The sequence below is a fragment of the Scytonema sp. PRP1 genome (genome assembly GCF_036697665.2).
GTDB classification, from domain to species: domain Bacteria; phylum Cyanobacteriota; class Cyanobacteriia; order Cyanobacteriales; family Nostocaceae; genus Kalymmatonema; species Kalymmatonema gypsitolerans.
The window spans coordinates 92,622-116,320 of the sequence record NZ_JBAHYJ020000073.1 but is presented as its reverse complement, the minus strand read 5'-3'; the positions used below and the strand labels follow the sequence as shown (position 1 = coordinate 116,320).

The window sequence follows — 23,699 nt, the reverse complement described above, 5'->3', positions numbered from 1 at the left end:
ATGGGTTCAATTGTGTTAATCTGTCTTAACGGTGCCCTTCCTAGACTTTTTGATGTATTCCACCCAATTGAAAAAAATATAAGTTTTTATTATGTATACAACTGTTTAACCCACCGCCATTCCTGGGTTAGACCCTCCCTCAAAGAAACTTGCGGTTGATAACCCAAAATCTTCTGTGCTTTGGATACATCCGCCGCAGTATGACGCGCATCTCCCATCGCTGTTTCAATGTGCTTCCTTTGTATAGGGCGTCCAACAACTTCTTCCATCATGTTTAGGACTTGCGTTAAAGGCACCCTGCTACCACCGCCAATGTTGAAGATTTCGCCAACGGCTTGAGGTACAGTAGCGGCAGCTAAATTGGCTGCGATAACATCACTGATAAACGTAAAGTCTCGCGTTTGCTGTCCATCACCGTAAATGGAAATTGACTGCCCCCGCAAAATTGATTTAAAAAACTTATGAAAAGCCATATCCGGACGCTGTTTGGGTCCATAAACTGTGAAATAGCGCAACGCTACAAAAGGGACGCCAAAGTTTTTGTGATACAGCCCACATAACCTCTCAGCTGCTAGTTTTGTAATACCGTAAGGAGAAACTGGCTGCGGACAAATCCCCTCGTGAGTGGGTAGAGTTTCAGCGTCACCATACACACTAGATGTAGAGGCAAACACCAACCTTTTCAGGTGTTTAGCATCCTTAGCTGCTTCCAGCAACACTTGCGTAGCATTAATATTTCGTTCGGTGTAGGCGTGGAAACCTTGACCCCAACTCGCTCTGACTCCTGCTTGTGCCGCTTGATGGTAAACAATCTCAACATCTGCTAGAAGTGTTTGCCAGTCTAAAAGCTGAATATCTCCCTGAATGAATTGAAAGTTGGGTGAGGAGTGCAAGTGTGCAATATTCTTGCGCTTTAAGGCAGGATTGTAGTAATCATTGAATTCATCAATACCGATAACTTTTTGTCCTTGTTTCAACAACACTTCTACAAGGTGAGAACCAATAAACCCTGCGGCTCCGGTTACGATGATAGCCATAAATTCAGTATTTAGTGATATTTATCTAGCCACGCTTGGAACATCAGTACGTTCCAAAGATGGTACTGCCAGTTGCGATCGCCGTTCAGATGTTCTGTCCACTTTTGGCGAATTGGTTGGGGATTTAAGAATCCTTGTTGATATAAGCGACTTTCATTAAGTAACTCCTCTGCCCACTCACGCAAGGGACCACGCAACCAGCTCTCAAGCGGCACGCTAAAGCCCATTTTGGGACGCTCTATGAGTTTTTGTGGCACATATTTATATAAAACCTGACGCAACAGCCATTTTCCTTGACCGTTACGGATTTTCATTGATAGGGGTATGCGCCAAGCAAATTCCACTACACGGTGATCTAACAATGGGATTCGTCCTTCCAGGCTTACACCCATACTGGAGCGATCCACTTTCACCAAGATGTCATCTGGTAGATATTTTACCATATCCTGGTACATCATCCGTTGAGTAAAATCGGGTAGCTCTGACCAAGATTGGTGATTGTTGAAAGCTGTCACAGTGTCAGAGCAACCAATGACTATTTGCTCTGGTTTCTTCCAGTAGGAAATAAGACTAGCATACATCGCATCCGAATCGGGAACTGCCAAAATTTCTGACAATGCGTGTAATTTATCGCCATAACCGCCCTGGTGTTTGAGTTTAGCTGGCAGTACAGCACCAAAGGTCACAAAACTATGATCCCAAGTTTTTGGAGATACACTACTCAAGGCATGAGCAGCTATATGGCGCATTGTTTGAGGCATCCAGCCAACTTTTTGCCAAATATTGCGACACAACCAATAGCGTTTGTATCCAGCAAACAATTCATCGCCAGCATCGCCAGTCAGGCTGACTGTAACATACTGTCTAGCAAGTTGAGAGACTAGAAAGGTAGGAATTTGGGACGGATCGGAGAAAGGCTCATCGTATAAACTTGGTAGCTTAGGAATGACTGAAAGTGCATCTTTTGGAGTAACGTAAAATTCTGTGTGGTCTGTACCTAAGTACTGTGCTACAGCTAAAGCATGTTGCGCTTCGTTATATTTGTCTTCATAAAAGCCAATACTAAAGGTTTTCACTGATTGACTACTTTGAGCTTGCATTAAGGCTACCACTGTAGAGGAGTCAATCCCTCCTGAGAGAAATGCACCTAAAGGAACATCAGCAATCGTTCGTATCGCCACCGCATTCTTTAGTAGTGCCTCCAGCTGTTCTACTGCTTCAGATTCTGAGCCTGTGAAGGGGTGAGCAACACCTGATTCTGCTGCTTGTTTTGCAGACCAATAGGGGATCAGTTGAGGGTGAGCAGTTGTCCCATCCCAACTCAGGAGAGTCGCTGGCGGTAATTTATAGATTCCTTTGTAAATAGAATCAGGTGCAGGAATATAGCTATAACGCAAAAACAATGCCAAAGCATCACGGTTGATTTCTGGATAGAAATCAGGATGGGCTTTGAGAGCTTTTAATTCAGAGGCAAATACAAAAGTGTTATTTAACCAACCATAATATAGGGGTTTTTCACCCAAGCGATCGCGTCCTAAATATATAACTCGCTCCCTGACATCCCACAGAGCAAAAGCAAACATCCCATTGAATAGCTCAACTGCCTTATTCACTCCCCACTGGCTAAAACTTGCCAGCATCACCTCAGTATCGGAATGACCTCGAAAATGGTGACCTAAATTTTTTAGTTGATGCCGTAACTCTAAAAAGTTATAAATTTCGCCGTTAAACACAATGACATAACGACCATCAGCAGACTTCATAGGCTGATGTCCTTCTGGAGAAACATCAATAATAGCGAGTCGTCTGTGCCCTAAGGCAATACCGTTCTTTGCATCTACCCATATACCACCATCATCTGGTCCACGATGATCAAGAAGAGAGGACATTTTTTCTACGACAGACCCAATCTTCTCAGTAGAAATTTGTCCAGAGGTATCAAAAAAGCCAGTAATTCCACACATTATATTGTTTTACCCTGCAACATATATTTTTTTCATTCATTTTTGTGTTTTTAACCATTCTTCTGTCCTTTTTCGCACATAGCGGTAGAACGCAATCCTCCGTTCCTGAAGTATCTGTTCTCTGTAATCTTTTGCCGTCTCTAAGTTACGGGTAGACATTCGAGCCATGCGCTCTGGGTTAGTCACCACCTCACGAATCTTGTTTGCTAAAGCAACCACATCACCAGGTGATACCATATCTTCAGGAGGAAGGAGTTCTGGTATCCCACCCACAGTAGAGCCAATGCACGGTAGTCCTCGAGCCATTGCCTCAATCATCGCTCTGGGCAAGCCTTCCTGATAGGATGCTAGGATAAACAAGTCAGCTTGATCTAACTGCGTGCGTACAGCATTACCAGTCGGCAATTGACCCAGAAAATTGACCCGTTTTCCTAACTCTAAATTTTTCGCTAGCGTCTCTAATTCTGGTCGATGCTTGCCATCTCCTATCAGAATTAACTGAAGGTCTAATCCCTCTCGTACACAAGCAGCCACAGCCTTGATCAGCACATCTGGAGCCTTGTATAGTTGCGCTAGTGTGCCTACACTAATAAGACTAAATCTGCCCATCTCCTGCTTAGGGGAACGGGTAGAAGATACGAAAGCTGTATCAAGCAATTCAACACTTGAATAGTGAGTCGAAAAAGCTTCCTTGGCAACTGGATACCGACGCTGAAGTGCGTATTTAGTGACGTAGGCAGCTGCACAAGCCTTGGCACACTGACCCCGCAATTGACGCGGAGCTAACCAACGAAAAAATGAACGTAAAGGATGTCTGACAGAACCAGGCGCGAAGGCATCATAGGGATCGGCTACAACTTCCACAGCATAGGGATGACCAATTTTGTATAACAGCGATTGGATTAAGGCAGCAATCGGTGAACCCACACGTAGAATGACAGCATCTTCTGCACCAACTGCATTTTGGGCAACAAATTTGATTTGGTGCGATCGCTGCAAATATTGCCACGGACCAACATAGTATGGTATCGCTGCAAATGAAACTCCCTCGCCGTCCGCGCGTCTAAAGTCGGATGGTACTGAAGGAACATCACGTACACGTGCTACCACGCGCACATGATCAAAAACTTCTAGATAGCGCTTCCAGAATGAATATGGGCAGGTGGTATATGTCCACACTTTACCATCTGGTGTGCGATCAAAGCGATGCTCAATAGTAATAACAACTTTCATAGTAGGAGTAGATGATAAATATGGCAAATCTTTTATTCATTCTTAGTTGCGGTGAGAAGAATCTCGTCTGCTGGAATGAGTTTTCTGATTATCCACAGCCCTAAATGGTAAGTTGAGAGTCCATATCTAGCAAGAAAAGCTAAGCGTTGTTCATATCCAAACGGATGAACTTCTGCACGGTTTACACTAAAACCAACTGAGGAAACCAAATTGCCCAGAGTCAGTGCGTTCCAAGAGAATAAATGCTGATTCAAATCACCAGGATAGAAACGATGGTAACGACGATCAACTTCAAAAGGTACACAGAGAATCAATTTTCCTCCTGGTAGGAGAAATTGCCAAATCTGTTCCAAAACATCGTAAGGATCAGCAACATGTTCCAGCACATGATGACACAGCACGACTGAAAACTGCTCTCCCATTAATGATGCAGTATCGTTCATAAACTCTATACCAGCAGACGTGCAGATTTCACGCCCAGCAATACTCACGTCATATCCTACCCGCCGTTTACACTGGAGGTACCGCAGATTTAATGCTGTACCAACCCCAAATTCCAGTACTGTATCATCAGTCTTTATCAATGGTTGTAACTTGCGTGCACGTTCTGTTGCCACTACTTCTTCTACATATGGATCACGAGAATGTCTTGCAGCATGGTAATCGATACCACGCTCACCAACATATAGTTGACGTACATTTTCTTTTTTATTTTTTAGCACTGTTTTTACCTCTTGATTAACTTTTTGATTATCAGTCTGTTGTAATCACCGCTAAGAGGTTGTTTGAAAAGTGGTTGGCTGTGATTTTTGGCACTTATTGATCCCCCCTAGCCCCCTTGGAAAGGGGGAACCGGAATCAAAGTCCCCCTTTTTAAGGGGGATTTAGGGGGATCTAGAACACTTTGCTACCGACAGTAGGACTTTTAAAACATCCTCTAAGTAATGATTGTGAAACTGACCGTTGCTTTTACCCGTATTTCAAATCACAATGAGTTGAACACCCTGACAAAATCTTCCTTTGAGAACTTAACCAAACAACAAGAGTAGGAAGACCACTATTTTTCAATAAGAAAAAAATTACATTATCAAGATCACCCACGACAACAGCAAAACAAAAATTGACAAGCATGGGTAATAAAATAAAGCGGCTATCTAAATATTTCCAGGTAAACAGACAGCGCTGAACCCAACCAATCAAAATCCCCAGAGGAATAAATGCTAAGGGCACCACAAAAGGCCCAAAGTTGAGCATTGCTTCACCTGTAATCCCGAATACCTTTGAAGTAGTCCATGCGCTTAAATCATTCGAGGTGCCAGGTTTATAAGAGCCTTTACCAAAGAACAGGTCTGTTCCTTGCTGGATCTTATGTTTAAAAGGCTTATTGGGCATTATGAATTTGGGTATTACAATAGTTGCTGCTGCTACATAGGTTTCTCCCCAGACATATTCATAATCGCTGTTAGGAAGCATAAGTTTGTAGAGCATATAAGCATGAACATCGCTGCGTCCAAGATCTGCCAAAACTAAGCCTTGCCAAGTTCGACCTGACTTACTTTCCAACTCGGTACGAGTTTCCTGACCTTCCAGAGCATTCTTGAGTCCATCCACGCCTCCTGATTTAAAGAAACCATATAAGTACATAAAAAAGAGAAGAAAAACCAGTCCAATAACAATTTCTTTTTTAGTAATTGGGCGAATCATGAAATGAATTATGCCTGCTGCCCAAAATAAAGCAAAGATGGTATTAGAACGACTGCCTCGGAGACCACCAAAAAACATTTGCAGTACCAGAAATAGCAGCAAAACTACAATCAGTACTGGCCAGGTTTGCAAGCGTTTATTTCGTTGAGCATAGACTGTAAACGCCATCATTGCCAGAATTGGAAAGGTCTCTGAGAAAAGGAATACAAAACCCATGCCATCGAATTCACTTGAATCCTCAGTGGCAGAGGTAATATAGCCCATGATTCCACCAAACTGCTGATAAACCCTGATCTGGAGTACCGCAGAAAGCATCATAGCAATGCTAACAATCCGACTAAATCGCTTGGGTTCTATGCGCCATACGGTTTGAGCAGACTGATTCTTTGGTTTTTTTGGCACTAGATTTCTGCTCCAGCGATATACCAAAAGACCCAATAAATTTAGGATTGCCATACCACCTAGCCAGGGTCGCCAGTCGGTCGGGTACTGATACCAAGGTTCTAACCAACTGTCCCAATGAACATGAAGTATGGGCGCTAAAAAGAAGAAATGAAAACCCAATATACCAATAATCCCAACAGGGTCAAAGATACTTAGACGACCACGAAACCAGTTAACAGTGTCAATACCAATCAAAATTCCACTTAATGTGACGGGAATCAAAAACCAATGCTCGAACTGTTCTGAGGTTTGAAGACACCACAAGATTATTAAACAGCATATAAAGAAAGAAACAATTACACTATCTACATAAGTCTTCGGGTAAACGCTCTTCTGGTTCATAGGACAACTTGTTTGGCGAACTGGGCTTGATAAATCTTCTCCAACTGCTTCAACGAAGTTTCAATATTAAAGGGGCTAGCTTCTACAAGTCTCAAAGCATCGGTTTGGGCGCTTTTAGGTATCCCATCTTGCCAAGGCAACAAATCCCCAGCCCAGTTTGAAACTGGCTGTGATAGGGATACTCGCTTCACCAGTGGCTTGACGACTTCTACCTCTTGTGTAATGGCATTCGAAATCAGGCAAGCTAAACCTGCTGCTTGTGCTTCAAGTAACACTAGGGGAAGCCCTTCACAGAGGGAGGGAAAGAGGAATACATCCATAGCACCTTGCATCAATCTGGGGACATCAGACCGACTGCCAGCAAATATCACTCGGTCAGCAATGCCCATTTCCAAGGCTTGCTGTTTGATTTTTGGTTGGAGAATGCCTTCACCCACCAACAAGAGGTATGCCTGTGGTGCAAGTCTTGCAACCTCTGCAAAAATTTTTAGGAGAAATTGATGGTTCTTTTGTTCATCAAAGCGGCCAACGTGACCAATAACAAAGGCATCTACAGGGAGTTTAAATTCAGAACGAACTTCAACTGCATCAATAGATTCTTGGAACGGAGTTAGATTAATGCCATAGTAAAGAAGTTGCCATCGTTCGTCAGTTTTCCAGTTGACACCAAATAGATCTGCATTGGCAACTTTGCTGCATCCTAAACCAATAGTAGCATGACGAGCAATCAAAGATTTCATTAAAGTTAGATATAAGTGCCGATGTCTGCCTCTGTTGGCTTCCAATGCTGAGCTATCTATATGGCTGTGGGCAATGCGAACGGATACACCTGCCTGCTGGGCTAAACGCAGGACATAGCCATTGAAGTAATGAACATGACTGTGGACAATGTCATAAGGACCATATTCACTCAAAATCCGCTGAAAATTGAGAGCATACAACCAAGGTTGCGATCGCTTCAAGCAGGGAATAATTCGACTGCCCAAGGAGAGAATTTCTTCATCGTAAGCACAAGCTTCGGTGGTATGAATTAGGAAATCCATGTGAAAGCGATCGCGGTCAATATTGCGCAGGATATGCATTAACCAGGTTTCGATTCCACCCCGATTCATCCCGCCAACAACATGGAGAATACGCAGGCGATCTTGATTTTTCAATAAGGTGTTTCTGTTTTCCTTTATATCTCTATTGAGTTGCTGAAGCATATTATCTACCTTGTTCCGTAAGAAACTAAATTATCTAAGCAGTTCTTCTCAAGGACATGAAATTATCTCGCCTCGCTACCCACACCCTGTCACAACCCACCAATATTTGCCACCGCGTGGAAGTTAGAACCCAGCATATATTCGGTGGTGTTAGGGAGATTTTCTAAACTCAAAAAGACTGTCTTCAGCCCTTGATTTTTGTTCTTTCGTATAGGTTGAATTGGAATTTTCGCAGAAGCCGCACCAGGAGGAATCGTTACATAATGAGAAATGGTTTTATAATCTCTTCCATTCTTAGCTGTTCCCCTAATGGTGTATTTTACCCTTAAAGCTTGATTCTTGCCACCTGTGCGAGTCACGATAAATTCACCAGTATCCCCTGCTTTAGATGCATAAATTTTGTTTGCTGTAATATTCACAATTGTGGGATTACTTTGGGTGAAATCTATGGATTTCACATAATTCTTTCCGTCTTTGTCACTAGGGATTAAACTGAAGAAGGCATCCTTAGGTGTAGTTACCAGTTTGCCTTTAATATAAAAATTGTCAAAAGTTACTTTGTTGATACCCCGCTCCGAATCATAGCCCTGAAAAATAGAATTTTTACCACCTTTATCATCCACCAGCAGGTTTTTAAAATAGACATTTTTAATAGAACCTAAGTTATTAGGAGATGAGGTAGGTTCCCATTGAGGAATTGCTACCATAACCCGGAAGTTAAATAAAGAGGCAGAATCATTCGGAGTTTTTGGCGCATCAAGAACGTCCTCTAGGCGAATATTTTTAAAGTAAATATTTTCATACTTAGCTCTTGTAACAGCCCACATATTTGCAAGACTATTCACGTGAACAACGTCTACATTCTCGTAAGTGATATTTCGGATAAAGTCCTGATTGGAACGTGCTCCAATTGTGAAACCAGCACCACCGCTATTATTAGAATAAAAGACCGAATTTCTAATATTAATATTTTCAGTATTTTGTATCCTACCTTGCTTGTCACCGCCGATAGCCGTAGCATCATCTGTACCCTTGTAGAGGACATTATCGACAGTAATGTTTCGTGAAGACATGATATCAAAACCATCTGTATTGACAAATTTTGGTTCTGGTTCCGCCAAGATTTTGGCATTATATATGCTGCAATTTTCTGCATATTCGATCCAAACGTTGGGAACAGCCGGATCGCGAATGATAATGTCTTCTAACACCACATCATTCACATTTGACATGTTGATCATGCTGTACCATCCTCCCCTTGGTCGCCAATAAGAACCATGACCGTAGAGTTCTCCACGCCCCATGATTTTCACATTACTGACATTCTTGAGTTGTAGAACTCCTTGACCATAGGAAGGGTTAATCTCTTTAGTAGCTTCTAGCACAGCTCCCCCTGCTAAGTACAGAGTCATATTGCTTTTTAAGTTTAATTGCTTAGTTTTGTAAACTCCGGGTGGAATATAAAGTACTCCCTTGCGTGCAGAAACCTCGTTGATGGCTTGTTGAATCTTGTCAGTAACATCGCTTATACCGGTGCTGTCTACGTTGTAGTTGAGGAGGTTGGTAACGTTAACATGACCCAGTTGGGGCGCGTTGTCTTCTAGGGGATCTGCGAGAATATACAATTGTTCACCCAGTCCATTGACTTTATGGAGGATAAGTTTTCTGGGGACTTTTAGGGAGAAGGAAATTTTTTTACCGTTTGTGCGTGATGGAATCTTAGCACTTTTGGGGCTAAGGGTATAATCTTTGATCGGTTCTTTATAGCTGATTTCAATGTCAGCTGTGCCAGCAAAGGCAAAGTGGACGTAATTTATTGAGTTGTATTTATTCACAAATACAGACTTACCGTTAACGCTGACTGCATAGGTGTTGCTTTTTTGGGCGATCATAGGTGTAGGGTACAGTTCCAGAACTCTATCTTGGCTAACTACAAGGGAAGCGTTAGCTACTAGTGCCAGCGTTAGTGTTAAGAACATCAGCACCAAAAAAACAAACTTAGGTTTAACTAACTTGTACTTATTATTTGGGGTTCTGATGTTTTTGGCGTCTGTGTAGGGCATACATAATTACTCCCAAAGTAATAACAGGACAATTGCCGTAAATTTCAATAGCAACTATGTGCAGTCATGTTTCATCCCATTCCTTAAAAAGTTGCTTAAACCTTGATTTACTGTGAAGCATGGGCGGAAGTGAATAATTATAGCCGTTTGCAATTGGGTAAGATACACAAAGAAATAATCAACCACAGATGGACAACGGACACTTGCTATCTCCTCCGGAGACGCTGCTTTGAACAACGGGGGGAACCCTCGCAACGCAGTTTCCTCCAGATGGACACAAATAAATCTGTAGTTTATTCAATTGAGTTACGCTATAACTACCTGCAAGCTTTGGCAGTTTGAGATGATAGTTTCTGACAAATGGTTAATTCTCCATAGGTTGATAAATCATAATCATACACAGACAAAGCTTTAAAAAATTCCTGTTCGCATTCTGTACCATGCAATTCAATGACGATATTTTTAACTTTTTCAAGCCAGTTTTGATAATTTTTTGAAAAAATAACACTCTCTGAGCCTTCTATATCAATTTTTAGCAGGTCAATTGTTGTCAAATTATATTTTTTTAACAAGGTATCTATATCTATGGCGTAAATATCTGGGCTTTCCCCTTCTTGACATTCTTTTACCTGTATTGAGCATTTTTCCCGACTATCTTCATTACAAACTTTCAGCGCTGTTCTGTGCGACCAAATACCTGATTGAATCACTGAGACTCTTTCTTTGTAACCTGATAAATTTTTCTGGCATATATTAAAATTTTCGTGGTCTGGCTCAACAGCAATTATCTGAGCATTTGGGTATTTCTTTAGGAAGTAAATAGAGGAATAACCGACATTTGCACCAGCATCAATGATAATTTTTGCTTCAGTCAAATCATCTATACAAGAATATTCACGAAAAATGAAAATTTGATAAAAAATTGCTGGATCGCTACTTCCATAACGCATATAAATAGGATGTGGATAACCTTTAATTTGTAATTTTATCGGTTTATCTTTCAAATGAATTCCCATTTTCGATAAGATAGCCAAGAGAAAATTAGGTAAAGGTCTTAAAATTAAAATTCCTTTGATACCTGTGAGACGAAACATTTTTTTTAAAGTACCAATTTTCCGACTAATGACTGTTAATAAGTTCATTGTTTGACCTTCTTAATCATTAAAAAACCGCTTTGATTCCGTTCAGCATGAGATTTGTGACTGATTGGGAGAACCTTTTAAGTTGTTGAGGTTTTGAGCTTATGTAGTGCATGGACGATGACTCCTAGACTGATTCCAGCTTGAAGAACGGCTCCTACCACCAATGCGATCGCTGCCCCTAGTAGTCCTAGGGTTGGAATCAACCAGAAGCAAATCATAGCTGAGATAGTTGTCACTGAAGCAAATATGGGAATTTGGATACGGAAGTACCGAGCAGCCATCATTCCGTAACCAAGAAACGAGGACACATAATTGATACCTGTAGCCAACATGAGCCAGACAAATAAATCTGCATACTCCGCATACTCAGGTTGATAGAGAAGGGTGAGAATCTGCCTACCAGCGACAAGAGCCACTAAGACACCCGTTCCACCCAACAAAGCACCAATTAAGAGCAGCTTGAACAGAAGGGTGCGAAAAGCTGTACTATCTCCGGCTGCATAATATTTGGCTAGTCGTGCGTTAACTGACTCTCCCAGCGCATTGACTACCATGCCTCCTGCTACCATCAAGTAGGCTATAGCAGCAAAAAAGCCCAATTCCCTCTCACCTAAGTAGCGCTCAATAAAGTAGCGGGGAATATTGCTGTTGAGCGAAATCAGCATCATCACAACACCCAGAGGCAAAGAAAGCCATATGAGTTGCCTCTGGGTTTCTAGATGCCAACGAGGTCTTAGCGCCATTGACAAATAGCCAGTTCCAGAGATCTCACTTTGCAGTGTTCGTGGCAACCTGTTAAGCATCAATGCCCCACTGTGGATATCGTAGCTGACTAGGACTATAGCCCAGGCTACAGCCAACCCTACTGCTCCCCATAAGGCACTATTGGTTAGGTAAACCCCAAGACCCAGGAGTAATAGTGATAAAGGTCCTTTGATCATCATTGACATAGCGATGCGATCCATACGCTCATGTTGCTGGATGAGCCCGTAAAATACGTCACTGATAGCTTCAAATGCTTTAGCCAAGCCAATTACCAAGATAATCAGCGATGTCTGCCAACGATATCCTGCTGCAAAAGTCACTCCTAGAATCAGGAAAAGTGCCAGCCCTATAGATATGAGCCTCAGACCCAAGTAGTCCCCAAACAGATACTGGCGTTTCGCATCTGTTGCTTGTACAGATCGCAGATGGAGATTTGTGAACATGATTACTGGTGCAGTAATTGCCAACCCCAAGGTAAACTGCCCTACCATCTCTGGGTTACCCAGTTTAGCCATCACTATCAGCATCCCCCACTGACAAGCTGCATAGACAGCGTTACCGATGAAGGTCCAGGAAAAGTTACGACGTAGTGTTAGTGGTTTAATTTGTTCCATTGCTGCGTAACTTCCTCACTTTAACAAGCTGTTTGATATAGTTTGCTCAAGTCTTGATCTGACAGAATTTTATGGCTTTATGATGGTAGATTCTATTGTTTAAATACCGTAGTGCTTTGCAAAGAAGCAAATTGTTGTGGTTTTCTCCTCCTTACACACTACTTGGTTCTACTTTTGCCAGTATCTTCACGTTTTGCTGTGGCACGATAGTGATATTTTTTGCAGCGCTTTCGATCACCTTATTTTGTAAGTATTTGGCAGTGTATCCCGGTACTAGCTGCTCCAGCAAAAACAAAATAGTATTCACATCATTTCTAACTGCTGCTTTTAACAGTGCTTCTACACTGATGTCCAAATTATTCGGAATAATCCGACTGGCATTTTTCACCAACAACAGTTTTTTGTGTTCGGTTAATTCGTATTCCTCTCCAGTAATAAACAACTCCTCAAATAGCTTTTCCCCTGGTCGCAATCCTGTAAACACTATTTCAATATCTTTGTTGGCTTCGTATCCCGAAAGGTGAATAAGTTCCTTTGCTAAATCAACGATTTTCACAGGTTCGCCCATATTCAGCATTAACACTTCACCACCATGAGCGACTACCGTGGCTTGCAAGACGAGTTGAACCGCCTCTGGGATGGTCATAAAATAACGACGGATGTCGGGATGGGTGACGGTGACTGGACCTCCTGCTGCAATTTGTTTTTTGAAGGTAGGAACCACACTACCCCGACTGCCTAAAACATTACCAAAACGTACCGCCACATAAGGCTTGCCACTGTCTCTTGCGGCTTTTAGGACTAACATTTCAGCAACTCTTTTACTCGCCCCCATGACATTGGTCGGATTAACCGCCTTGTCTGTGGAGATCATTACGAAATTTTTCACATCGTATTGCTGTGCCAACTCGAGTAAATTTTTTGTACCGATCACATTGTTGGTGATTGCTTCTGGTGGATTTAATTCCATTAGGGGGACGTGTTTATGAGCCGCAGCATGGAAAATCACGTCGGGTTGGAATTTCACAAAAGCGTGTTTTAGTCTTTCGTAATCGCGAATATCAGCAATGAATTCAGAAAGACGAGGGATATGTTCTTGTGCATTATCACCATGTTTGATGCCCTGTACAAGTTGTTCCAATTCTTGTTGGATGTTGAAGACAGAATTTTCTCCGTGTCCCACAAGCATCATTTCGGCGGGACAGCACTGGAAAATTTGACGGCAAAGTTCGCTACCAATTGACCCACCTGCGCCTGTGATCAATACTTTCTTTGCTTTGAGAAATCGGGAAACTTTTTCAATCTCTGTCTGTACGGGTTCGCGTCTGAGTAAATCCTCAATCCTGACGTCTCGAATGCTGTCTAAGCGAACGCGACCATTGAGGATTTCGTGTATCCCTGGTAAAGTGCTTGTGTGAATTCCAGTGAGTTTACAAATATCAACGATTTCTCGAATCACTCGTCCTGCGACTGTCGGCATCGCAATAATGACTTTTTGGATTTGCAGAGATTTCACAACATCAGGAATTTGGTGGCGATCGCCAACGACAGGTATCCCACGAATGTGTGCGTTTAATTTTTCGGGATTGTCGTCAATAAAAGCCACTGGATAAAAACCTAATTGTGGATTTCTTTGCATTTCTTGTACTAAGGAAACCCCTGCACTACCAGCACCAACTACCAATATCCGCTCCCGTGAGTTGAATAATGCACGTCCCTGATAAGCTCTTTCCACAAGCCTCACACTGAAACGCAGTGCCCCAATGAAAAGACACGAAAGCAATCCGTCAATATACGGAAGGGTTTGTGGTAGTGTATCCATACCAACATATGGTATGTATTGAATAATATTAAATAATAAAGTTTCAATAACCACTGTAGCCGTCACTAGCATGACGATGTATGTCACTTCCTCAATACTGGCATATCGCCAGTAACGCTTATAAAAACCAAAACTCCAAAATACAGAGAGTTTGACTATTAAAAACAGTATTGTGTCTTTTACTAAATCGGGTATGTGTTGTTCCAAGACAAGACGACCATTTAAAAGCAAGAGCAATGCTAACAAGGGCGTGATTAAAAAAACAATAATGTCAAAAATCAGAAAATGGCGGTTTCTCAGCTTCAGCAATTGAGCCAACAAAGTGTTCATCAGGTTTTGCATGAAGGGGCGAGAAATTTTTAAGAAGAAATTCATATCTGTCATAACCTCTAGCGTAATCTGCACAAGCATCTAGCTTGTTTAGAGATAACCATGCTCAAAACACAGAGAATACAGGCAATTAACTAATCTAGAAAAAACATTCAGGTCTGGAGAGATATATTTTTTGGCATATGCGATCGCCCTAAGTCCTGCAAACAGGCTGCGCCAAGCCGGTAAGCTCGTTGCAAAGTGAGGTACGCGTAGCATTCCGCAGGAAAGGCGGGCACTCCGTCCCCGGAGCGCACAGCACGTACTCTATGAAAAGCCACCAATGTGGCTCTATGAATCGAGGGATCTGAAAATGGTTTTGGGATGCTGTATTTGTAAGCTAAAGCACATTTGGTTTGCATATTTAAATTCTTTCAAATTCTTGTGGGGTGGGCATCTTGCCCGCCCAAATAATGCAAGTTAAATATGGAACAGCTTATTAGGCTAAGGATGCTCCTGAGAGCAATATTCAACTATGCGCTATTCAACTACGCCCTTACCCTGCCAAATGACCTGCTTATCGATACGCGATGCAACAGTATCAGTGCAATAGTTAACGAATGATAATAAAGATTGTTGTGGCATATAGCACCCTTCACTCACTGGTTATTTCTCATTGATGAGAGTTTGGGGATTTCCAAGAAATAAATTATTCATCTTGTGGGGTGAGCGTCCCCGCCCGCCCAGTTAATAGGACGGGCGCCAATCCCATCCCACAAGAAAAAGCTGGATATTTTTTTATTTGGAAGTCCCTTGGATGAAAACACACTGGAAGGAACTGTAGAGTTATAGTTGCAATTCCACAGCTGTGTACATCAAAATATTCAGAGGCAAAGACTTAAGGTGTCCTTACTTTCAAAAATAAACTTAAAATTTGGGATACTTGTGAGGAAAATATAAAAAAAATATTAAATCAACCATACCATTATGAATAAGAGAATTATTGCAGAGCTAACTTGGGGAAAAAGCGCATTTCGGGATAGTAGTGGTACGTTATTAATTCTTTACACTCAAATTCTCAATCTCAAGTTGCAATTAGACAAAATTTATATTAAACTTCAGTCTAAATGTTTAATTTTTTACATCAATACGGCAGGGACAGAGCATGGTCATGCTATGCATACAGCAAAATATGTAAGTTTAGACACACTTAACTGAACAACTTAACTTACCTGGCTCTCCCATTGTATTTAAATACGTGATTGTTTGACAGCATTTTTATAACTGTTTATTAACTAAAGTTTCAACAAATCATGAATGATTATCCTGTTTACCCTAATCGATGTCACTTCCATCTTACAGTGACCAAAATCGGGCAGTGGTCAAAATCGGGGTTCTTACAATTTTACCAAACAAAATATCTTGATTTGTTTGTTGATTAACTTAATTCTTCAGGTCTAATTGAGAAGAGTGCAAAATATCAGCTAACTTATAATTGGAGTATTACAACATAAGTTCTTTAACTGAATTTCAGTTAAGTGAACTTTATTTCCAATATAATGGCGATTCAACTGTGAACTCTTACAAAAGTATCCTGAACCCAAGTTGTAGGAGCCAAGGCGAAGCGATCGCCCTTAGGGTTTAATCCCTAAAGCTCTGTTATGAGCAGCATTTAGCATTTGTGGATCAGTCTATTTCTAGAACCTATTGGCTGTACTATTAGCTAGCCGATTGGTATAAGCGTAAAAGGGACTGGAGATTGGGGACCCTTGGATTGGGGTAGTGGTATCTCAAACGAAAAATTATGGAAGGGGCAATAAAGCCCCTCCCAAATTTTGAAATGTTTTCCCAGTCCCCAATCGCGGAGCGGCTGACCACACCAACGCGTGTACGTATGGTGGAAAGCGACTGCCGCGACCAGTTGAACATCATTTTTTTGAATTGAATACATACCTTCTTATTTATGCATAAACAGAAGGTAAGAAAAACAGCTTATTTTTTACTCTCGATTCATACTTCATAAATGATTGCGAACTGTTAACGTAGTCAGTACCAGAATTTGGAGGAATTAGCAACAATGCGAATTTTGCTTGTAGAGGATGACGAGTTAATGATCAAACCACTCACTACACTGCTCAAGTACCAAAATTATGTAGTTGAAGTTGCCACAGATGGTCAAATTGCTTGGGACTTAGTAGAAGCCTTCAACTATGATTTAATCTTGCTTGATATTGTGTTGCCTAAAATCGATGGTATTACCCTTTGCCGACGGTTGCGCTCACAGGGTTTTAAAACACCTATCCTCTTGCTAACAGGTCAAAATAGTAGTAACAATAAAGCAATAGGGCTAGATGCAGGGGCAGATGATTATGTTGTCAAACCCTTCTGTTCTGAAGAATTAACTGCTCGTATCCGTTCTTTACTACGTCGATGTAGTTCTGCTCCATTACCCGTGCTGGAGTGGGGAAGCTTGCGCCTTGATCTGAGTCGTATTCAGGTCCACTATGAAACGCATCCTATACAGTTAACCTCTAAAGAGTATGCTCTGTTAGAGTTGCTTATGCGACATCCTCAGCAAGTGTTTAGTTGTGATGCAATTCTTGAACATATTTGGTCTTTTAAGAACACACCAACAGAAGAAGCAGTCAGAACTCAGATTAAAGGTTTGAGGCAGAAATTGAAAACGGTAGGAGCAGATCCTAATTTAATCGAAACTGTTTATGGCGTCGGGTATCGTCTGAAAGCACAACAAGCAAAGCCTTCAAACAACCTCTCTTCTGAAACAGAAAACAAACAACAGCAGCAGACAGTTTCACCATTAGCTGCGTCGCAAAATCGACTTAGAGAAAGAATTAATCAGTATATCTCCGTGCTTGAACAAGCAGCCACGGCTTATTTGCAAGATACACTGACTCAAGAACTACGTACTCTAGCAGAGCAGAAAGCTCATACACTAGCAACTTTATTATGTAATTTTGGTTTAAACAAAGGCTCTCAATTAGCTCGGACAATCGACTACTACCTAAAACTTAGTCAGTCTAGTGAAACCAAAGAAGCTAAGCACTTCCATAAGTTGGTGTTGGCTTTACGCAAAGAAATAGAGTGTTCTCGCGAAAGATTCGTTTCAAAATCTGCAAGTCATAAGGATGATCCTCCCAAGTTATTAATCGTTGACAGTGATTGCAAACTGACTCGTGAATTAGTTATCAAATCACAAACTCAGGGGATCGTCGCAGAAGTAGCAACAAACTTGTCAGAAGCCAGAGAGAAAATTTACCGTACTCGTCCGAATGTGGTGTTACTGGATCTCGTTGTTGGGAATACAACCCAAGAAAGTTTAGCCCTATTGGCAGAACTTTTGCTGCAAAACCCACCAGTACCTTTTTTGGTCTTTACAGCTAAGAACAATCTAGACGATCGCATACAAATCGCTCGATTGGGTGGACGCACTTTTTTACAAAAGCCAATACCTGCACATGAAGTTTTACAGACAGTCATGCAGGTATTGTTACCAATAGACATAAAAACAGAAGCAAACGTTATGGTTGCAGACAACAATTCTCAGTTTTCAGCAACTTTAAGTAGTTTACTAGAGCCTTGGGGAATTAAAGTAAGTAACTTAGGCGATCCCCAAAATTTTTGGCAGACTTTGGAAGTAACTGCACCAGATTTGCTGATAATCAACCTTGAGATGCCTGATTTGAAAGCAATTGAATTGTGTCAAGTGGTACGAAATGATATGCGGTGGGGTGGATTACCTATTTTACTGCTTACTGATCGCCTAGATGCCAATACTATCCATCAAGCTTTTGCTGCTGGGGCAGATGACTGTGCCAGCAAGTCTATGGTTGGACGAGAATTAGTGACTTGCATTCTCCACCGCCTAAAACGTATCAACTTACAGCGGAACTTAGGTGAAATTGATCCCCTGACTAGACTATACAACCGACATCGGGCGACTGAAGACCTGAATAAGTTGCTGCGGTTGTGTCTACGGCACAATCAACCTATGTGCTTGCTTATCTTGGACTTGAACAACTTTAATCAGGTTAACAATAGTTTCGATCCTGCAACCGATAATGCTATATTGCGCCAACTTGGACAACTGCTACAGCAATTATTCCGTGAAGAAGATGTTGTCAGTCGTTGGGATAAACAAGAATTTGTGGTAGGTATGTATGGCATGACCCGAGATCATGCACATCAACGACTCGTTCAAGTTCTAGAATTTCTAGACAAGCAAGAGTTTAGTGCGATCGACAACAGCAAATTTCGGGTAACTGCTAGCGCTGGTCTAGCTCAGTTTCCTGAAGATGGGAGTGACTTACAGTCATTGTATAAATCGGCTAAGGGACTTCTAAAAAATAAATTACCCAACAAAAAAGCATGTTAGATCTTCTGTAGCTCTCGATTTAGGAATTTTAAGTTTATGGCGCACTTAAGACACGTTTAATGGTGTTCAATAATTCCTGAATCATGTAGGGCTTGGACACAAATGCTTTCACACCAATACCACTAGCTTCTAGAAGCTTCTGATTAGAGGAGAGCCCGCTAATGGCAATAATTTTGACAGAGGGATTGATTTTTTGCAAGATGCGAATAGCATTTAACCCATCCATCAACGGCATCTGTATATCCATCAACACCACACTGATTTCATCTTTATGCAAGGTGTAGAGTGAGAACGCTTCAATAGCATCACTGGCTGTGAGGATTTTGTAGTTATAGTTTAAGAGCGAGGTTTTAGTTGTCTCTCGAATGTATGCTTCGTCATCCACAATCAAAATTAATTCGCCATTTCCTCTGGGCATCTTAATTTTAGTGTCAGAAGCTTCCTGTGTTACGTGTGTATCACTGGCTGGTAAGTAAACTTTAAATTGGCTGCCTTTACCCAATTCACTGTATACGTTCACAAACCCACCGTGGTTCTTAACAATACCAAGAACAGTTGATAGACCTAATCCTGTGCCTTTGCTCTTTTCTTTGGTTGTAAAAAAGGGTTCAAAAACACGCTCTTGTATTTCTAGAGGAATGCCACATCCTGTATCTGAGACTGTGATCACAACAAAAGAACCGACTTTGGCATCCAAATTCATCCTGGCATAGTTTTCATCAACAAACACATTCTCAGCACCAAGAGTGAGAGTACCCCCGTTGGGCATGGCATCACGAGCATTGACGCACAAATTCAGCAAAATTTGATGTAGTTGAGTGGGATCTGCCCAGACTGTCCCAAGATTTTGCGTTGGTATGTTCATGCTAATTTCAATAGATTTTGGAAATGTACTTTCAATAATCCGCACAATTTCCTTTAACAAGTGTCTGACTTGTAAATAAATGCGCTTGCCTTCGGCTCCCTGTGCAAACGATAAAATTTGTTTGACAAGAGTTGCACCGCGTTTAGAACTGTCTTCCAGCGTTTTCAATAGTTCCCGATTTTCCTCATCAAGAGCGGAAAATTTACGTGACAACAGTTGAGCAATGATTAAAATGGGTGTAAGTACATTGTTGAAGTCATGGGCAATGCCACTGGCTAGGGTACCAAGGCTCTCCAGTCGCTGTGCGCGGAAAAACTGCGCTTCAAGTTGTTTCTTCTCGGTGATGTCAGTGTTGACGATAAGAATTGATTTCGGTTGTCCTGTTTCATGGTGTACCAGTGTCCAGCGACTTTGAACGATGATGTTTTTGCCATCTTTTCGTACTTGGCTCAACTCTCCTTGCCACGAGCCACGTTCAAAGACAGCCAAAACAGCTTCTTCTAGTTGAGGCGATGTTTCCTTGCACAAAAGCTCGTTGACATCTTTATCAAGCGCTTCGGCTGCTTGCCATCCATACAGATGTTCAGCACCTTTATTCCAGAATAATATTTGGTTTTCCAGATTGTGAACAACAATCGCGTCTTTTGCGATATTTAGTAGAGCTGCTTGCTGGTTGATTTTCTGTTCTGCTTGCTTACGCTCGGTAATGTCTTGGAAATATACTGACAAACCATCTGGTGTGGGATAGGCGTGTACTCCAAACCAAGTGTTAAGTGGCGGATAAAATTCCTCAAATTCAACAGTGACCTGTTGTGCGACTGCCCTATGATACTCCCGATAAAATGCCAGATCTCGCGCATCTGGAAATTCCTCCCAAACGTTTGTGCCAATGAGCTGCTCTTGGGTTCTGTGCAAGATCCGGGCTGCTTGCTGATTGACATAAGTGAACCGCCAGTTGTGATCCAGTGCCAAGAAGCCATCGGTGATCCTTTCGAGAATATTGAAGATTCGGTTTTTTGCTACCTCTGCCTCCGCACGCGCTACCTGTTCTTGGGTAAGAAGTAGTTGGCGCTGTTGTTCTGCTTGTTTGCGTTTAGTAATGTCGCGGACTACAGCAAGAAAACCTTTAGCAGTACCGTTATCATCTGTCAATATGCTCACCGATGACTCAACGTAAATTTCTTCCCCGTTCTTTTTGCAATGAATATTCTCTCCTTGCCAAATCCCTCTCGCTGCCAAAGCATTATACGCAGCCTGTTCATCCTCTGCTTTGACCCAGCGATAGTGATAAACTTCTTCCAACCTGCGACCAAGAACTTGCTCAGCCTTAAAGCCGTATAATTGTTCCGCTGCTTGGTTCCAATAAGTAATGCAATTTTGAGAATCAATCGCAATCACCGCATCGTTCACCCGAGACAGAACATAAGCCTGAAACTTGATTTGTTCTTCTGCCTGCTTGCGATTCTCAATTTCCCTATGCAGTAGCGCGTTTGCTCCCGAAAGTTCAGCTGTGCGTTCCTGTACCCGTCTTTCTATCTCGTCAGTAGTTTGGTACAGTAGCTGGTTGACTATAGTTTCGAGTGTGACAAGTCCTACTAATTGACCTTGGTCATCCATAATTGGTAGATGACCTATTCGATGCTGACGCATAAGTAACAACGCCGTGAACACATTCTCAGCTTGGCATTGCACCAGAGTAATGAGTTGCTGTGTCATCACTTCAGCAATGCTAAGGTTAGATAAGTCAACCCCTTTAGCAGTGAGCCTGACGACATCTCGCTGTGTGAATATCCCCACTAACTTCGACCCTTCCACTACCAAGACACAGCTAACTCTTTCCTGATTGAGTCGGATTGAGTCAGGCAATACATTGCTGTTCGATAGTAAGCAAATGCTGCCGAGTGCTTGGCTTATTAAGGCAATGGCATCCACCACAGGAGTCTGTGGCGCAACTGTTAAGCCAGAGCAGTCAATGACATACTCTAAAGTGGGCAATTCAAAAGACAGAGGATCAACTGATTGGTTAATTGCTGTTTTAGCTCGCATACTTTCTTTGCTTGGTAATATATAGTCATATAGTCAGAGTAGTTCGCTGCAAATTATGATTTTCAATTTATACAAATTGTTTATTAAATAGTAGTTATATATAGCGGTTCTTGATTGAGTGCAATACAACCTTTTCTTGTGGGATGGAATTGGGGCTGGTCTTATATTGAGGGCGGGCAGGATGCCCACCCCACAAAATATGTATTTCATCCAAGTGAGAAGGGCTATAGTTTACATCGTTTCTTGCGGCACAATACCTCGCCCATGCATTAAGCATGAGCGGAGTAGTTGACAAGCAGCGTGTAACTTATATAGAGTGCTGCTAACCCTTGACCAATGATTACAGTATGGAGCGCTGGCGGGAGATTCTTTTTTGCCCTGAGCCGCTTGTAAGTATTCAGAATTAAGTAAGCGCCATGCATCGAGTGTGCGTTCTGCTTCTTGTGGATCAAGAATGCTAATGGCAAACCCAACATGGACAATGACATAATCCTCGATTTTCGCTTCGGGTATATAAGCCAGACTCACTTCTTTAATGACTCCACCAAAACTGACTTTTCCAGTTCGCATCAGTAGAGCGTCACCAGAAATACTAAGAATTTTACCTGGTACTGCTAAACACATGATTAGTTCTATATGACTTTCAATTTACAGCTATTTTCAGGTAAATAGACGACATTTGCCGTAGGGGCACAGCATTGCTGTGCCCTTACAGTGTGGTTCAAAGACGTGAGAACTGCTGTAAAGAGAACGATGTTATCAATCCTAAATTAAATTTGTGAGGAAATTGTGAGACCACAAGAAACTCTCTCAAAAATAAGGCTATTGATAATTTGAAAGTTTTTAGTGATAGGTAATCAATATGCACCCTCTTACCATATATCAATTTTTTTGAATCCCAATTTCCCGTAAAACTGCCATGATTTGTCCCAAAACGATGCCACCATCATTGGGGGAATACGTTGATGCCAGTAGGGGCAAAAATTTTCTGCTCTCAAACGTTGAATTGTTCTTTCAGTCAAATACTTGTTCTGAAAACAACCGCCGCTCAGAACTATTTTTTCTTCTCCCACACATTTGGCTACTGCAATTATCATTTCTACTAAAGTATTGTGAAATTTAGCTGCTATGTTGCTCAGGGATGAACCAGAGTGAATATCCTCTAAGATTTCCTTCACTCTCACTACCCAATCAACAATTATTGGTGAAACTTTATCAGCAGTTACAGGAGCTAGAATTTCAAATTCATATTGTTCATCAGTTTATAGACCATTTATGAAAAACTCTAATTCCATTGCAGCTTGTCCTTCATATTTGGTTTGCTGACGTAACCCCAAAATTGAGGCGATCGCATCAAACAATCGTGCACAACTGGAAGTCATAGGAGTATTGACTTGGCGCTGTAACATAGTTTGCAAAATCCCCAATTCTTGTGTCGAAAAAGCCTGTATTGGGACAAGATTTGGCATTTCAAAAACTGCATTACCAAATTCGCCGCATTTTAGAAACGGTCTTAGATGAATCGCCAGCCTTTGCAAGCTACATTTTGAAATTAGGCGAAAAATTTGAGGAACTTGTGAGGAAGGAGTGAATGATTACATTCTTCGTATGCCTTCTAGTCAACTGCCCTAGGTTTGTTTTTGTAATTGAATAGCAAGGCGATCGCCCAAAGGGTGATCGCCCAATTTCCAAGAGAACTAAAATTGTTACGACAGGAGTGCTGCGATCAGTTAACAGCACAGGTGTCATGG

At 41.7% G+C, this 23,699-nt stretch carries 14 protein-coding genes and 1 pseudogene; 1 reads left to right on the top strand and 14 read right to left on the bottom strand.

What is annotated here, in order from left to right:
* Nucleotides 1–89 precede the first annotated feature (89 nt).
* The 11 genes from V5G28_RS16300 to V5G28_RS16250 all read right to left on the bottom strand — a co-directional run bounded on the left by V5G28_RS16300 (nt 90) and on the right by V5G28_RS16250 (nt 15,066).
* Nucleotides 90–1,037 carry an NAD-dependent epimerase/dehydratase family protein gene (locus V5G28_RS16300; RefSeq protein ID WP_332991238.1) on the bottom strand — a complete coding sequence of 316 codons (948 nt, stop codon included), beginning with the start codon at nt 1,035–1,037 and terminating at the stop codon, nt 90–92.
* An 11-nt stretch (nt 1,038–1,048) separates the two neighbouring features.
* On the bottom strand, nt 1,049–3,001 hold the full coding sequence (asnB, locus tag V5G28_RS16295; protein ID WP_332991236.1) for an asparagine synthase (glutamine-hydrolyzing): 1,953 nt from the start codon (nt 2,999–3,001) through the stop codon (nt 1,049–1,051).
* Nucleotides 3,002–3,037: 36 nt separating this feature from the next.
* On the bottom strand, nt 3,038–4,234 hold the full coding sequence (locus V5G28_RS16290; protein WP_332991234.1) for a glycosyltransferase family 4 protein: 1,197 nt from the start codon (nt 4,232–4,234) through the stop codon (nt 3,038–3,040).
* Nucleotides 4,235–4,266: 32 nt separating this feature from the next.
* Nucleotides 4,267–4,956 (bottom strand): class I SAM-dependent methyltransferase, encoded by a 690-nt coding sequence (locus V5G28_RS16285; protein WP_332991232.1) that lies wholly within the window; start codon nt 4,954–4,956, stop codon nt 4,267–4,269.
* Between the two features lie 247 nt (nt 4,957–5,203).
* Nucleotides 5,204–6,724: a hypothetical protein gene (locus V5G28_RS16280; RefSeq protein ID WP_332991230.1), complete on the bottom strand. Its 1,521-nt coding sequence runs from the start codon at nt 6,722–6,724 to the stop codon at nt 5,204–5,206.
* On the bottom strand, nt 6,721–7,929 hold the full coding sequence (locus V5G28_RS16275; protein ID WP_332991228.1) for a glycosyltransferase family 1 protein: 1,209 nt from the start codon (nt 7,927–7,929) through the stop codon (nt 6,721–6,723). Before V5G28_RS16275 ends, V5G28_RS16280 begins: the two co-directional genes overlap by 4 nt.
* Nucleotides 7,930–8,018: 89 nt before the next feature.
* A complete protein-coding gene (locus tag V5G28_RS16270; protein WP_332991227.1) occupies nt 8,019–9,992 on the bottom strand; it encodes a glycosyl hydrolase family 28 protein in 1,974 nt (657 codons plus the stop codon).
* A 317-nt stretch (nt 9,993–10,309) separates the two neighbouring features.
* Nucleotides 10,310–11,134, bottom strand: coding sequence for an FkbM family methyltransferase (locus tag V5G28_RS16265; RefSeq protein WP_332991224.1), 825 nt, complete (start codon nt 11,132–11,134; stop codon nt 10,310–10,312).
* Between the two features lie 77 nt (nt 11,135–11,211).
* Nucleotides 11,212–12,513, bottom strand: a complete 1,302-nt coding sequence (locus V5G28_RS16260; protein ID WP_332991222.1) for a lipopolysaccharide biosynthesis protein — start codon at nt 12,511–12,513, stop codon at nt 11,212–11,214.
* Between the two features lie 151 nt (nt 12,514–12,664).
* Entirely contained in the window at nt 12,665–14,710 is a 2,046-nt protein-coding gene (locus V5G28_RS16255; protein WP_332991387.1) for a nucleoside-diphosphate sugar epimerase/dehydratase, read from the bottom strand.
* A gap of 107 nt (nt 14,711–14,817) precedes the next feature.
* A complete protein-coding gene (locus V5G28_RS16250; RefSeq protein WP_332991220.1) occupies nt 14,818–15,066 on the bottom strand; it encodes a hypothetical protein in 249 nt (82 codons plus the stop codon).
* 1,655 nt (nt 15,067–16,721) lie between these two features.
* Here V5G28_RS16250 and V5G28_RS16245 point away from each other — a divergent pair.
* Nucleotides 16,722–19,037 carry a response regulator gene (locus tag V5G28_RS16245; RefSeq protein WP_332991218.1) on the top strand — a complete coding sequence of 772 codons (2,316 nt, stop codon included), beginning with the start codon at nt 16,722–16,724 and terminating at the stop codon, nt 19,035–19,037.
* 34 nt (nt 19,038–19,071) lie between these two features.
* Here V5G28_RS16245 and V5G28_RS16240 read toward each other — a convergent pair whose 3' ends face one another.
* The 3 genes and pseudogenes from V5G28_RS16240 to V5G28_RS36740 all read right to left on the bottom strand — a co-directional run bounded on the left by V5G28_RS16240 (nt 19,072) and on the right by V5G28_RS36740 (nt 23,417).
* Entirely contained in the window at nt 19,072–21,948 is a 2,877-nt protein-coding gene (locus tag V5G28_RS16240) for a PAS domain S-box protein (RefSeq protein ID WP_332991216.1), read from the bottom strand.
* 231 nt (nt 21,949–22,179) lie between these two features.
* Nucleotides 22,180–22,572, bottom strand: coding sequence for a HypC/HybG/HupF family hydrogenase formation chaperone (locus tag V5G28_RS16235; RefSeq protein ID WP_332991214.1), 393 nt, complete (start codon nt 22,570–22,572; stop codon nt 22,180–22,182).
* Between the two features lie 248 nt (nt 22,573–22,820).
* Nucleotides 22,821–23,417, bottom strand: a pseudogene (locus tag V5G28_RS36740) (Kae1-like domain-containing protein).
* Nucleotides 23,418–23,699: the final 282 nt, after the last annotated feature.